The organism is Agrobacterium sp. Ap1 (assembly GCF_017313375.1).
In the GTDB taxonomy this organism is placed as follows: domain Bacteria; phylum Pseudomonadota; class Alphaproteobacteria; order Rhizobiales; family Rhizobiaceae; genus Neorhizobium; species Neorhizobium cellulosilyticum.
The window spans coordinates 102310-115441 of record NZ_JAFLMY010000012.1 but is presented as its reverse complement, the minus strand read 5'-3'; the positions used below and the strand labels follow the sequence as shown (position 1 = coordinate 115441).

Annotated in this window: 11 protein-coding genes; 10 read left to right on the top strand and 1 reads right to left on the bottom strand. The window is 59.5% G+C overall.

Features of this window, described 5'->3' with window-relative positions; genetic code table 11:
* Positions 1 to 4 precede the first annotated feature (4 nt).
* Complete coding sequence (locus JZX87_RS21225) at positions 5 to 1726, top strand: ABC transporter substrate-binding protein (protein WP_206827839.1); 1722 nt, start codon at positions 5 to 7, stop codon at positions 1724 to 1726.
* Between the two features lie 95 nt (positions 1727 to 1821).
* On the top strand, positions 1822 to 3318 hold the full coding sequence (gene glpK, locus JZX87_RS21220) for a glycerol kinase GlpK (RefSeq protein ID WP_206827838.1): 1497 nt from the start codon (positions 1822 to 1824) through the stop codon (positions 3316 to 3318).
* A 9-nt stretch (positions 3319 to 3327) separates the two neighbouring features.
* On the opposite strand, the gene JZX87_RS21215 is transcribed toward glpK, so the two are convergent.
* Positions 3328 to 3780 (bottom strand): MarR family winged helix-turn-helix transcriptional regulator, encoded by a 453-nt coding sequence (locus JZX87_RS21215; protein WP_206827837.1) that lies wholly within the window; start codon positions 3778 to 3780, stop codon positions 3328 to 3330.
* A gap of 318 nt (positions 3781 to 4098) precedes the next feature.
* On the opposite strand from JZX87_RS21215, the gene JZX87_RS21210 reads away from it, so the two are divergent.
* The 8 genes from JZX87_RS21210 to JZX87_RS21175 all read left to right on the top strand — a co-directional run bounded on the left by JZX87_RS21210 (position 4099) and on the right by JZX87_RS21175 (position 13122).
* Complete coding sequence (locus tag JZX87_RS21210; protein ID WP_206827836.1) at positions 4099 to 4644, top strand: sugar dehydrogenase complex small subunit; 546 nt, start codon at positions 4099 to 4101, stop codon at positions 4642 to 4644.
* Positions 4645 to 4674: 30 nt separating this feature from the next.
* Positions 4675 to 6309, top strand: coding sequence for a GMC family oxidoreductase (locus JZX87_RS21205; RefSeq protein ID WP_206827834.1), 1635 nt, complete (start codon positions 4675 to 4677; stop codon positions 6307 to 6309).
* A gap of 2 nt (positions 6310 to 6311) precedes the next feature.
* Positions 6312 to 7739: a cytochrome c gene (locus tag JZX87_RS21200; RefSeq protein WP_206827832.1), complete on the top strand. Its 1428-nt coding sequence runs from the start codon at positions 6312 to 6314 to the stop codon at positions 7737 to 7739.
* Positions 7740 to 7947: 208 nt separating this feature from the next.
* Positions 7948 to 9876, top strand: coding sequence for a glucans biosynthesis glucosyltransferase MdoH (mdoH, locus tag JZX87_RS21195; RefSeq protein ID WP_206827830.1), 1929 nt, complete (start codon positions 7948 to 7950; stop codon positions 9874 to 9876).
* Positions 9873 to 10850, top strand: a complete 978-nt coding sequence (locus tag JZX87_RS21190; RefSeq protein ID WP_286194984.1) for a zinc-dependent alcohol dehydrogenase — start codon at positions 9873 to 9875, stop codon at positions 10848 to 10850. The genes mdoH and JZX87_RS21190 overlap by 4 nt, the downstream gene beginning before the upstream one ends.
* A 21-nt stretch (positions 10851 to 10871) precedes the next feature.
* Positions 10872 to 11270, top strand: coding sequence for a 6-pyruvoyl trahydropterin synthase family protein (locus tag JZX87_RS21185; protein ID WP_183824914.1), 399 nt, complete (start codon positions 10872 to 10874; stop codon positions 11268 to 11270).
* A 5-nt stretch (positions 11271 to 11275) separates the two neighbouring features.
* Positions 11276 to 12340, top strand: a complete 1065-nt coding sequence (locus JZX87_RS21180; RefSeq protein ID WP_353654232.1) for a glycosyltransferase family 4 protein — start codon at positions 11276 to 11278, stop codon at positions 12338 to 12340.
* On the top strand, positions 12337 to 13122 hold the full coding sequence (locus JZX87_RS21175) for a class I SAM-dependent methyltransferase (protein ID WP_206827828.1): 786 nt from the start codon (positions 12337 to 12339) through the stop codon (positions 13120 to 13122). The genes JZX87_RS21180 and JZX87_RS21175 overlap by 4 nt, the downstream gene beginning before the upstream one ends.
* The last annotated feature ends 10 nt before the right edge of the window (positions 13123 to 13132 follow it).

Here is a 13132-nt window from a genome sequence, read left to right as displayed (position 1 = left end):
AGATATGCGACGGCATCTTATGACGACGACGGCAGTCATGCTGCTGGCAATGACAGGTGCGGCCCATGCCGATATGGCGGCCGCCAAGAAATTCCTTGATGCGGAAATCGGCGAACAGTCTTCGCTTTCCCGCGCCGAGCAGGAAAAGGAAATGCAGTGGTTTATCGATGCGGCAAAGCCTTTTGCCGGCATGGACATCAAGGTGGTTTCGGAAACCATCACCACGCACGAATATGAATCCAAGGTTCTCGCCAAGGCATTCAGTGACATCACCGGCATCAAGATCACCCATGACCTGATCGGCGAAGGCGACGTGGTCGAAAAACTGCAGACGCAGATGCAGTCGGGTGAAAACGTCTATGACGCGTATGTCAACGACTCGGACCTGATCGGTACCCATTGGCGTTACCAGCAGGCCCGTTCGCTGACCAAGTGGATGGCGAATGAAGGCAAGGACGTGACCAATCCCGGCCTCGATCTTCAGGATTTTATCGGTCTGAAATTCACCACCGCACCGGATGGCGATCTCTACCAGCTACCCGACCAGCAGTTCGCCAACCTGTACTGGTTCCGCTACGACTGGTTCAACGACGAGAAGAACAAGGCCGATTTCAAGGCTAAATACGGCTACGACCTCGGCGTGCCGGTCAATTGGTCTGCTTATGAAGACATTGCCGAATTCTTCACTGGTCGCGAGGTGAATGGGAAGAAGGTCTATGGCCATATGGACTATGGCAAGAAGGACCCATCGCTTGGCTGGCGCTTCACCGATGCATGGCTTTCCATGGCCGGCAACGGCGACAAGGGCCTGCCGAACGGTCTTCCGGTCGATGAATGGGGCATCAAGGTCAACGAGAAATCACAGCCGGTCGGCTCCTGCGTTGCCCGTGGCGGCGACACCAACGGCCCGGCCGCAGTCTATTCCATCCAGAAATATCTGGACTGGATGAAGGCCTATGCGCCGGCTGCCGCAAACGGCATGACCTTCTCCGAATCCGGTCCGGTGCCGGGCCAAGGTGAGGTTGCCCAGCAGATGTTCACCTACACGGCCTTCACGGCGGATTTCGTCAAGAAGGGCCTGCCGGTGGTCAATGACGACGGAACGCCGAAATGGCGTTTCGCCCCATCGCCGCATGGCGTCTATTGGAAGGATGGGATGAAGCTCGGTTATCAGGACGTCGGCTCTTGGACGCTTCTGAAATCCACGCCGGACGATCGCGCCAAAGCGGCGTGGCTTTATGCACAGTTCGTCGTATCGAAGACCGTGGATGTGAAGAAGAGCCATGTCGGCCTGACACTCATCCGCGACTCGTCGATCAACCACAAGTCCTTCACCGATCGTGCGCCAAAACTCGGCGGCCTGATCGAGTTCTACCGCTCGCCCGCCCGCGTCCAGTGGTCGCCAACCGGTACGAACATCCCGGACTATCCGAAGCTCGCACAGCTCTGGTGGCAGGCGATCGGTGACGCATCTTCGGGTGCCAAGACTGCACAGGCGTCAATGGATTCGTTGTGCGCCGAGCAGGAAAAGGTGCTGCAGCGCCTGGAACGCGCCGGCGTTCAGGGCGAGATGGGGCCGAAGCTCGCCGAGGAACACGATCTCGAATATTGGAACAAGGATGCGGTCTCCAAGGGCAACCTTGCGCCGCAGCTGAAGATCGCCAACGAGAAGGAAAAGCCGATCACCGTCAACTACGACGAACTGGTGAAAAGCTGGCAGAAATAGCCGCCTAAAGGCCTATATGAGAAATGCCGGGGCGTGATATCGCGCCCCGGTTTTTATGGCCGATTCTTATGGAATATCTGGAGGAGTTTGGATTTATGGGTGGGTATATTCTTGCCATCGACCAGGGCACGACATCCAGCCGGGCGATCGTTTTCGATGGCGACATGGCGATCAAGGGGTTTGGCCAGCAGGAATTCACCCAGTTCTTTCCTGCCTCCGGCTGGGTCGAGCACGACCCTGAGGAAATCTGGCAAAGCGTTCTTGCCACAGCCCGCACGGCGATTGAGAAGGCCGAAATCTCGGCCGCTGATATCGCGGCGATCGGCATCACCAACCAGCGTGAAACCGTAGTCGTCTGGGACCGCAAGACCGGCAAGCCATTGCATCCGGCGATCGTCTGGCAGGACCGCCGCACATCCGGACTTTGCGAGGAATTGAAGGGTAGGGCGCTTGAGGCCGCCTTCACTGAAAAGACCGGTCTTCTGCTCGATCCCTATTTCTCCGGGACAAAACTTTCCTGGCTGCTCTCCAATGTCGAGGGTCTGCGTGCCCGCGCCGAAGGTGGCGACGTGTGCTTCGGCACGGTCGACAGCTGGTTGATCTACAAGCTCACCGGCGGGAAGGCGCATGTCACCGACGCCACAAATGCCTCGCGTACGCTGATCTATAATATCGGCGATAATGACTGGGATGACGAGTTGCTCGGCATTCTCGATATCCCGCGCGCCATGCTTCCAGAGGTCAAGGATTGTGCGGCGGATTTTGGGGTGGCGGACAGGTCGATATTCGGCGCTGAAATCCCGATCCTCGGCGTTGCTGGCGATCAGCAGGCGGCCGTCATCGGTAATGCCTGCTTCGAACCCGGCATGCTGAAATCCACTTATGGCACCGGCTGCTTTGCACTGTTGAACACCGGCACGGATCGCGTCACATCCTCCAACCGTCTTCTGACAACCATCGCCTACCGTCTCGACGGCGTCACGACCTATGCGCTGGAAGGCTCGATCTTCATTGCCGGTGCCGCCGTGCAATGGCTGCGCGATGAACTCGGTTTCATCAAGGTTGCGTCGGAAGTCGGTGCGCTGGCGCGGCAGGCGGATCCGAAACAGCGGCTTTACATGGTGCCGGCCTTCACCGGGCTGGGCGCGCCCTATTGGGATGCGGAGGCCCGTGGCGCGATCTTTGGGCTTACCCGCAGCAGCGGCCCGGCGGAATTCGCCCATGCGGCGCTCGAAAGCGTCGCCTTCCAGACTCACGATCTTCTCGAAGCGATGAAGAAGGACTGGCAGGGCCACGGCGCGACGACCGTGCTGCGCGTCGATGGCGGCATGGTTGCCTCCAACTGGACGATGCAGCGCCTGTCAGACATTCTGGCAGCGCCGGTCGACCGGCCGGAGCTTCTGGAGACGACGGCGCTCGGTGCCGCCTGGCTTGCCGGCTCCCGTGCCGGGGTCTGGCCGGATGCGAAAGGGTTTTCTGCCCACTGGAAACGCGACAAGCGTTTTGAACCGGAAATGGCGGATGACGAGAGGAAGACGGCAATCGCCGGCTGGCAGGATAGCGTCTCGCGCTGCCTTACCCGCCGGGCGTGATCCTATCCGCTACTTTCCCTCTTCTGGCTCTTCCAGCACGCGGCTGAACGCGCTCAGCTGATCCATGAGGTGGCCGAACTCAGCCTCGCCGAGGGCCGCGTGGAATCGTTTGCGTGCACGTCGTGCGGCGGCGGCGACCTGCTGCAGCATCTCCTCGCCTTCCGGGGTGATGTATATCAGGCGGGCACGTTTATCGCTCGGATCGACTTCCCGGCGAACGAAACCCTGGCTTTCGAGACCTTCCAGGCACTTGGTAACGGATGAGCGATCGAGTGCGATCCGTTCCCCCATCGTATTCTGGTGAATGCCGGGTTCGATATGGGCAAAGGCCAGCGCACTGTATTGCGTGGGAGAAAAGCCGAGATCGCCTGCCTCCTGCGTGAACATGGCGAGCGCCACCTGCTGGCAGCGTCGCAGCAGAATACCGTGCGAATGTAGGATTTCATGAGCAGTAACGATCACGCCGGTGTGCCTCCTTTTGCCGGATTGACAATTATCAATTGGTGGCGTAGCTGATAATCAGCTATCCAACTAATTCGGTGCGGCGGAGGACCGCGCTGTCTAGCGACAGCGTCATTGTGTTCACTCGCGCCTTTTTTGTTGTTGCATGTCCGCGATTCATTGTCCCGCTTCCGCCCTCAATATCCCCACCTCTGACATGATGGTGAGCAGGGTGGCGACGAAACTTGCCCGACATTTCGCGCACACGCAACGCGCCTTAACGGCCGCAGCTTTCACCCCGGAGGCATCAGCCTCTTTTTCCCCATGGTCAGGAAAACGATGACTAGACAGTCGAAAGACCTCAACGGAACGTTGATGATGTCGCGCCGTGGCATTCTGCTCGGCGGTGCGACGCTGTTTGCCGGCAGCATTGCCGCAACGCTCTGTCCCACCCTCTCGCTGGCGGCCGTCGATGCCGGCACGCAGGGACAGTTCATGAAACTGTCCAACCTGCTGATTCAGCACCAGCTCAGCCCGGCTGTCGGCGCGCGTATCGTTGATACGGCAAGCGGTGAATACAAGAACCTTCCGCAGATGCTCGATGCGATCATCGCCATCGCCGAGAAGAAAAATGCGGCGCAGGTCGAAGATTTCTTCGGCGATATTCCCGATGGAGAGCTGAAGGATTTTGCCCATTGGGTGATTTCTGCCTGGTATAGCGGCTGTTCCTCCGAGAAGCGCAATGCAACCGTCTTTACCTATGAAGAAGCGCTGACCTTCAAGACGACCAGCGATATTCTGACCATCCCCTCCTACGGCATTTCCGGTCCCAACCTGTGGACCCGGCCCAACTTGCCGCTTTCGGCGCCGATGCCGCGCTTCTGACGAAATCCAGCGAAGAAAAGTCTTTTCCCCATGGTTACCAAGAATAGTGCCGACGTCGTCATCGTCGGAACGGGCGTCGTCGGCGTCGTGATTGCCGAACAGCTGCTCGATGCAGGTCATTCCGTGCTGATGATCGAGGCCGGTCCGCGCGTCACGCGCGCCGAAGTGGTCGAAAACTGGCGCAACGCTCCTCTTGGCGTGAAGGGCGATACATCGGTCGCCTATCCGTCGCGGCCCTGGGCGCCGCATCCGATGGGCGGAGAGAAGCCGGAAGATGCCTATCTGCAGTTTACCGGGCCTGACGCCTATGACCAGACCTTCATTCGTTACGCGGGCGGCTCGACCTGGCACTGGGCCGGCACCTCCTGGCGCCTGACGCCAGAGGACATGCGCCTGAATTCGCTTTACGGCGTTGGTCGCGACTGGGCGTTCGACTACGACACGCTGGAACCCTATTACGTCCGCACTGAGCACAAGCTCGGCATCTGCGGCCCGTCCGACCGCTCGCAGCAATGGCCGCAGACAGGCGACCGCTCGGCACCCTATCCGATGCCGGCATTGCCGTTTTCACCCGGCGAAGTGAAATTCACCGAAGTCGTCAAGACGCTGGGCTACAATAACATTCCCGTCTCGCAGGCCCGCAACAGCGGCATGCCCTATGATGGCCGTCCTGCCTGCTGCGCCAACAACAACTGCGTTCCCGTCTGTCCCGTCGCCGCCAAGTATGATGCGGAAACCGCATTGCATCGCCTCGAAAAGAAGGGCGCGACGCTGCTGGTCGACTCGGTCGTCTATAAGGTCGAGACGAATGCCCAGAACAAGATCGAGGGGGTTCACTTCTACGACCAGCACAAGGAAAGCCACCGCATTACCGGCAAGCTCTTCGTGCTCGCCTGCAACGGTCTGGAAAACCCGAAACTGCTTCTGATGTCGCAGGACGACCGCAACCCGAACGGGGTTGCCAATTCCTCCGATCAGGTCGGCCGCAACATGATGGACCATCCGGCCCGCACGTTCACGGTCACCACCAAGGAGCCTTTCTGGTCTGGCATCGGCCCGGTCGTCAATTCGGGCATCATGGAAACCTCGCAAGGCGCGTTCCGCTCCGAACATGCCGGCGCGTATTTCCGCTACAACAACTTCGCCCGCAACCGTTTCGTCACATTCGCGGCGCTGAAGAAGGGCTTGGTCGGCAAGGCGCTGGACGAAGAAATCCGGCGCATGGCGGCCTGCACCGCCGATATCGTCGCGGCTCACGAAATTCTGCCGGACCCGAATAATCGCCTGACGTTGTCGGACAAGAAAGACTGGCTTGGCCTTCCGAAACCGTCGATCAATTATGATGTCGGCGACTATGTCCGTAAATGCTGGGAAGTCTACTCCCAGCCAATCGGCAAGCAGATCGCCGAAGCCATGGGTGCGATCGATATCAAGATCAGCCCGAAATACAACAACAGCAAGCACATTATGGGCGGCACCATAATGGGCAAGGATGCGTCCAACTCGGTTGTCGATGTCGATTGCCGCGCCCATGACCACGAAAACCTGTTCATCCCCGGTGGCGGCGCAATGGCAGCCGGTGCTTGCGGCAACAGCACCATCACCATGACCGCGCTTGCCCTCAAGGCTGGCGACGCCATTGTCGAACAGATGCGGGGCGCCTGATCATGAAGACCGTAAAATCCTTAGCCCTCGCGGCACCGCTTGCCCTTGTTGCGCTGGCACCGGCGGCAGCACAGGAATTCTCCAAGGAACTGATCGAGAAGGGCCGCTATCTGGCGACCGCTTCCGATTGCGTTGCCTGTCATACCAACCATGACGGCGGCAAGCCGATGGCCGGCGGCCTATCCATGGTGTCCCCGGTCGGCACGATCATGTCGACCAACATCACCCCCTCCAGGCAGTTCGGCATCGGCAACTATTCGCAAACCCAGTTTGCCGACGCAGTTCGCAAGGGTGTTCGCGGAGATGGCGCAAACCTCTACCCGGCCATGCCCTATGTGTCCTATTCCAACATGACGGACGAGGACATCAATGCGCTCTATGCCTATTTCATGCAGGGCGTCGAGCCGGTGGACGAAAAGGCTCCGGAAACGAGCCTGCCATTTCCGATGAACATCCGCGCCTCGATGATGGGCTGGAACCTGCTGTTCCGTCCGAACGAGGTACATAAGGATGATCCGAGCCAGTCGGACGAATGGAACCGCGGCAAATATCTGGCTGAGGGTGCCGCGCACTGCAGCACCTGCCACACGCCGCGCGGCGTCTTCATGCAGGAACAGAAGAGCCTCAACCTGACCGGCGGTCAGGTCGGCGCTTGGTATGCGCCGGATATCACCAATGACAAGGTGCATGGTATTGGCTCCTGGAGCCAGGAGGATCTCGTCACCTACCTGAAGACCGGCAAGCTGGAAAACAGGGCGCAGGCGGCGGGCAGCATGGCGGAAGCCATCAGCTACTCCTTCCAGCACCTGACCGATGCGGACCTGAACGCGATCGCCACCTATGTGCGCAGCGTTCCCTCCGCCAATGCCGGGCAGGCATCGGGCATCACCCGCTTCGACAAGGGTTCAGAAGGCAATGACATGGCCGCTTTCCGCGGCAAGAACTATGCCGACGGACTGAAGGGTGATCACGCCGGCGCGCAAATCTTTGCCGCCAACTGCGCCTCCTGCCATGGCTACAATGCCCAGGGCACTAAGGATGGTTACTATCCGAGCCTGTTCCACAATGCCGCGACGGCAGGTGACAACTCGATCAATGTCATCTCCGCCATCCTCAACGGCGTTGACCGCCATACTGAAGCCGGCCATGTCTTCATGCCGCCTTTCGGCGATCAGGCGAATGCCGTCGTGCAGCTGAACAATGTCGAGGTTGCCTCGCTTTCGAACTATCTTCTGGCTCAATACGGCAATGATAAGCTGACCGTGACGCCGGAAGAGGTTCAGGTGCTTCGCGAGGGCGGACCGAAGTCGAATATCGTTCAGCTGGCAAGGATCGGCATGGGGGCGGGCGCGGTTGCCGCATTGCTGCTTGTCGTCGGTTTTGTCTGGTATAGCGCGCGACGCAAAGCAAGGCCTGCTCACGCAGCATAACAGATTGAGCCTTCGCCAGCCGATATGCTGACGGGGCTTTTTTGTCTTTCGAGGGTATGAAGCCTTCGCTGACCGAGCATTTGTTCGGTGCCATGCCGGATCACCCGTTCGTGACGGTAGGGGCAGATCGTTTGAACGCGTGCGTGCTTGTTGAAACGTAATCGGCTCCTACTTTTAGCTTTCGGACACCCACCGAAAGCATGCCTCAATGGATCTGCATACCAGTCGGCCGAAAACCGCCGAAACTGTCCCTGGCGACGGTCTCGAGAGTGGCCATAAGCCTCGCGGCGAAACTACGCCGGAAATCACCTTTCGATATGCGGGGCTCCGGATCGGCACGCGACGGATGATTGTGCTGGTGCTCAATCTCGCAACGATTGCAGCGCTGGGATATGGGCTGTTCCGCCTCCTTTCACCGGGCGGGATCGATCTGATCGAGGCCGTCATGTTGCTCGGTTTTCTGCTGGCCATGCCCTGGACCGTGCTTGGCTTCTGGAATGCGATCATCGGACTGATGCTTCAGCATGGGCCGGGTAATCCTGCCCGCAGTATCTATCCGTTTTATCCGCAGGGTGAGCGCGGTCGCCCCAATAGCCTTTCGTCGCGAACCGCACTGACATTGTTTCTGCGAAACGAGGATCCGCTGCCGGCTCTGGCACGGTTGGAGGCGATGTCCGACAGCCTGAAGGCGACGGGCCTCGCGCAGCATTTCCGGTTCTTCGTCTTGAGCGACACATCCGACGAGGCTATTGCGAAAGCCGAGGCCATGGGCTTCGAATGCTTCGTTGGCGCGGTCGCTTTTCCCGCTGAAAACCGCCCGGTCTACCGGCGGCGTGAAGTCAATACCGGCTACAAGGCCGGCAACATTCACGACTTTCTCGATGAATACGGCGAGGATTACGACTTCTTCCTGCCGCTCGATTCAGACAGCGTCATGTCCGGCGATGCGATCATCCGCCTTGTCGCGGCGATGGAGGCCCGGCCCGAGATCGGCATTCTTCAGTCGCTTGTGGTCGGCATGCCGGCGACCAGCGGGTTCGCGCGGATGTTCCAGTTCGGCATGCGCCATGGCATGCGCGCTTTCACCATGGGCGCGGCGTGGTGGAATGCCGATTGCGGCCCATATTGGGGCCATAACGCTCTGATCCGCACGACAGCGTTCAGAGCCCACTGCCATCTGCCCGTCCTGCCGGGCGCACCGCCGCTCGGCGGGCATGTGCTGAGCCATGACCAGTTGGAAGCCGCCTATATGCGTCGCGGTGGTTACGAAGTTCGGGTGCTGCCGGTCGAGACGCAGAGCTTCGAGGCCAACCCGCCGACATTTCCCGATTTCGCCAAGAGAGATCTGCGCTGGTGCCAGGGAAACATGCAATATTGGCGTTTCCTGTTCGAGCCCGGGCTGAAGACGCTCAGCCGGTTCCAGGTTCTCCAGGCTATATTGATGTATGTCGCGCCGCCGGCCTGGATCGTCGCAACCTTTGCCGCCGCGTGGAAAGCCATCTCTGGGGAGTTCGATCCCGCCTATCTGCAGTTGGGCCTTAGTCTCTTTGCCGTCATCTTCTTCATGTCGGTAGCCCCAAAACTCGCCGGCATGCTCGATGTGTGTCTGACCAAAGGCGCGGTGCGGCGTTATGGCGGACCGCTGCGGTTCGGCTTGTCGGCAATAATCGAAATTCTCGCCTCGATGCTGATGGCGCCGATCATCGCGGTCTACGTGTCAGTCTTTCTGCTCGGCCTGCCGTTCGGACGCTGTGTCACATGGAGCGGTCAGAACCGCGACAGGCTTGGGGTCTCCTTTCTTTCGGCCTTGAAGACAATGGGACTTCAAACGGTCATCGGTTTTATGCTCGCAACCGCTCTCCTTGCAGGAGCAGGAGTAACGGCTCTTCTGTGGACATTGCCTATGGTTGTCGGTCTCTGTCTGGCAATCCCGTTCACAATGCTGACCGCCTCGAAGAGTTTCGGCCGCTGGACGACGCGCTTCGGCCTGTTCGCCGTTCCCGAGGAAGTGCGCATGCCGCGGATCTTGAGCCCGCTCGTGCCGCATGCCGCCCGTCGCTGGAGACGCCGCGCGACTGCACCTTTCCATCGGGATACGACGGTTCAATCCCAAGCTTTGGTGGATAGCCATACATGACGACATCGCGCGCCTTGTGGCTGACGGGTAAAATGAAGGCAGAACTGAAACCGACAATGATCGGACCGCTCACCGAGGGCGAGCTGCTTGTCGAAAGCCGCTTTGGCGCCATCAGCAGAGGCACGGAGGCTCTGGTGGCCGAAGGATCGGTGCCGGAGAGTGAACACGACTGCATGCGCGCCCCGTTGCAGGATGGTGAATTCCCGTTTCCGGTGAAATATGGTTACGCTGTCGTCGGCACGGTCAAGGCGGGCGCAGAGGCGCCTGCCGGTCAAACCGTCTTCTGTCTCCATCCGCATCAGGACCTGTTCCATGTGCCGGCAGATATGGCTGTAGCCGTTCCGCCCGATGTGCCGGCATCACGTGCCGTTCTTGCCGCGAATATGGAAACGGCTCTCAACGGCATCTGGGACGCGAACATTCTTGCCGGCGACAGGGTAACCATTGTCGGTGGCGGACTTGTTGGGCTTCTCGCCGCATATCTTTCGGCAAGAATACCGGGGACGGATGTCACCTTGATCGATGTGAACTCCGAGCGAGAGGCGCTTGCCACCGCTTTCGGTTGCCATTTCGCCCTGCCCGGCGAAGCTGAGGGGTCTGCTTGCAACAGCGACGTGGTCATACATGCTTCGGCGACATCCGAAGGCCTTGCGACCGCCATTTCTGTCGCCGGCTTCGAGGCGAGGATCGTCGAAATGTCCTGGTTTGGTGAAGGCATGGTCAATATACCGCTCGGCGGACGGTTTCACAGCCATCGCCTGTCGATTGTCGGCTCGCAGGTTGGCCATGTCCCGGCTGCAAGGCGAGCCCGTTGGCCACTTTCGCGGCGGCTTGAAACAGCGCTCGCTCTCTTGGCGGACGACCGGCTTGATGCTCTCATTTCCGGTGAGACCGCTTTCGATGATCTCGCCGCAAGCTATATCCGGATCCTCGCCGATCCGAATACGTTGTGTCACCGCATCCGCTATTCCTGACAACCGGAGAATCCAAGAACGATGTTTGCCGTCGAAGTGCGCGACCACATGATGATTGCCCATAGCCTGCCGCGCGAGGTTTTCGGTCCCGCCCAGGCCATGCACGGCGCGACTTTCGTTGTCGACGCCGCCTTCATGACGGAGGATCTCGATGACAACGGCCTTGGCGTCGATATCGGGCTGGCGACAGTCGTGCTCAAAGACGCCTTGGCACCGCTCAACTACAAGAACCTCGATGAACTGGATATCTTTCGCGGCAAGGTGACCACCACCGAAGTGCTGGCCAAGCATATCTTCGACGATCTGCGTCGACGCATTGAGGCGGGCGAGCTTGGGCCGGGCGGCAAGCGGATTTGTCGCTTGAAGATCATGCTGCACGAAAGCCATGTGGCGCGCGCATGGTATGAGGCCGCGATTTGAACGGTGTGGATGAGGAAGCCGGAGCACCGCATCTCGTGTTTGCCATTCCCGGAGACATCGAGACCCGCAGTGGCGGTTACAGTTATGATCGGCGAATGATCGCGGAATTGCGCAAGCTTGGCTGGCAAGTCGACCATATGAGACTGCCGGACGGATTTCCGGCTCCAGGCCGCGACGAACTTGAGACGGCGGCACGGCACTTTGCCGGTCTTGCGAAAAATAGCCTCGTGCTTGTCGATGGGTTGGCCTTCGGCACCATGCCCGATATTGCAAGGCGGGAGGCGGAGCGGCTGAAGCTCGTCGCGCTCGTACACCATCCGCTGGCGATGGAAACCGGGCTTTCACAACAGCGAGCGGAAGAACTCAGGCAAAGCGAAGTTGATGCGCTGGCTCATGTGCGCGGGGTGGTTGTTACAAGTCCCGAGACGGCCCGCATTTTGGCTTGCAATTTCGGCGTTCGACAGGGTTCGATCTGTATCGCCATACCGGGGACGGCACCTTCCGAGCAGGCGCATGGCAGCATCGACGGCGCACCGCCGATGATCCTTTCCATCGGCTCGCTGACGCCACGTAAGGATCATCAGACGCTTGTCGCGGCACTGGCGAAACTTCGAGATCGTTCATGGCAATGCCGTATCGTCGGTAGCGACAGGATGGATCTCCAATCCGCCTCCGCCCTGCGCCGGCAGATTGCAGAACCTGGCCTGAACGACAGGATTGCCGTGACGGGTGCCCTTGATGACGTTGATGCCGAATATGCGGCGGCCGACATTTTTGCGCTCGCGAGCCGCTACGAGGGGTTCGGCATGGTGTTTGCCGAAGCCATGGCGCGAGGCCTGCCGATCGTCGGCTGCCATGGCGGTGCGGTACCTGATTTAGTCCCCGATCGCGCTGGCATTCTGGTAGAACCTGGTGATGCCACTGGGTTTGCAGAGGCGTTGGCGACGATGTTGGATGAACCTCAGAAACGGCGGGACTACGCTGCCGGTTCGCTTGCCGTGGGCCTGAATTTGCCGGATTGGCCGGCGAGCGCCAGAATTCTTTCTGATTTTTTGGAAGGTATAGGATGAGCGGCTTCGACAAGACTTGGCTTGACCTGCGGGAAGCTGCCGATCATGCGGCGCGGGATCACGGCCTCCAAAAGCAGGTGATCGATCATCTGGCTGCGGCGCATGGAGAAACGCTGGTTGTCGATCTGGGGGCCGGGACAGGGTCGACCTTCAGGGCTTTTCTGCCTAAGGCTCTTCATTGGCGCTGGCGGCTGGTCGATAATGATCCACTGTTGCTAATCGAGGCAAAACGCCGGCATGCAGGGTCCGCACGGATTGAATGTATGGAGGCACATCTGGATGCCCCGGCTGACAGCCTGTTTTTCGAAGCGCGACTTGTGACGGCCTCCGCTCTTTTCGATCTTGTTTCGGAGAGCTTTCTGGCCCGGCTGGTTTCAGAACTCGCCCAGACAAATATCGGCCTTTATGCCGCACTGAATTATGACGGTGTCTGTCGCTGGGACGAACATCATCCGTTGGATGATGAGGTGGTTGCGGCGTTCAATGTCCATCAAAGGCGAGATAAGGGTTTCGGTCCGGCACTCGGCCCAGACGCTACGCCGGTTCTGCGCAGGTTGCTGGAGGAGCAGGGGTTTCAGGTCGCCTTGGCACCCAGCCCGTGGCGGCTTGATAAGGCACATGCGGAGCTGCAGCGGCAATTCATTTTCGGCATTGCGAGTGCCGCTGCTGAAACAGGGCTTGTTGAGGAAGCTGATGTGAACGACTGGCGACTGGCACGGCTGCAGCAGGCGGAAAGCTCGGACTGCCTAGTCGGGCATTGGGATCTGTTTGCATTTCGTTGAGGCTGCACTC

Bases quoted from the DNA above. Each gene is read 5' to 3' on its own strand.
- JZX87_RS21190 (WP_286194984.1), top strand. From the start codon at position 9,873: ATGACGACATCGCGCGCCTTGTGGCTGACGGGTAAAATGAAGGCAGAA.
- JZX87_RS21205 (WP_206827834.1), top strand. From the start codon at position 4,675: ATGGTTACCAAGAATAGTGCCGACGTCGTCATCGTCGGAACGGGCGTC.
- JZX87_RS21210 (WP_206827836.1), top strand. From the start codon at position 4,099: ATGACTAGACAGTCGAAAGACCTCAACGGAACGTTGATGATGTCGCGC.
- JZX87_RS21225 (WP_206827839.1), top strand. From the start codon at position 5: ATGCGACGGCATCTTATGACGACGACGGCAGTCATGCTGCTGGCAATG.
- JZX87_RS21185 (WP_183824914.1), top strand. From the start codon at position 10,872: ATGTTTGCCGTCGAAGTGCGCGACCACATGATGATTGCCCATAGCCTG.
- mdoH (WP_206827830.1), top strand. From the start codon at position 7,948: ATGGATCTGCATACCAGTCGGCCGAAAACCGCCGAAACTGTCCCTGGC.
- glpK (WP_206827838.1), top strand. From the start codon at position 1,822: ATGGGTGGGTATATTCTTGCCATCGACCAGGGCACGACATCCAGCCGG.
- JZX87_RS21200 (WP_206827832.1), top strand. From the start codon at position 6,312: ATGAAGACCGTAAAATCCTTAGCCCTCGCGGCACCGCTTGCCCTTGTT.
- JZX87_RS21175 (WP_206827828.1), top strand. From the start codon at position 12,337: ATGAGCGGCTTCGACAAGACTTGGCTTGACCTGCGGGAAGCTGCCGAT.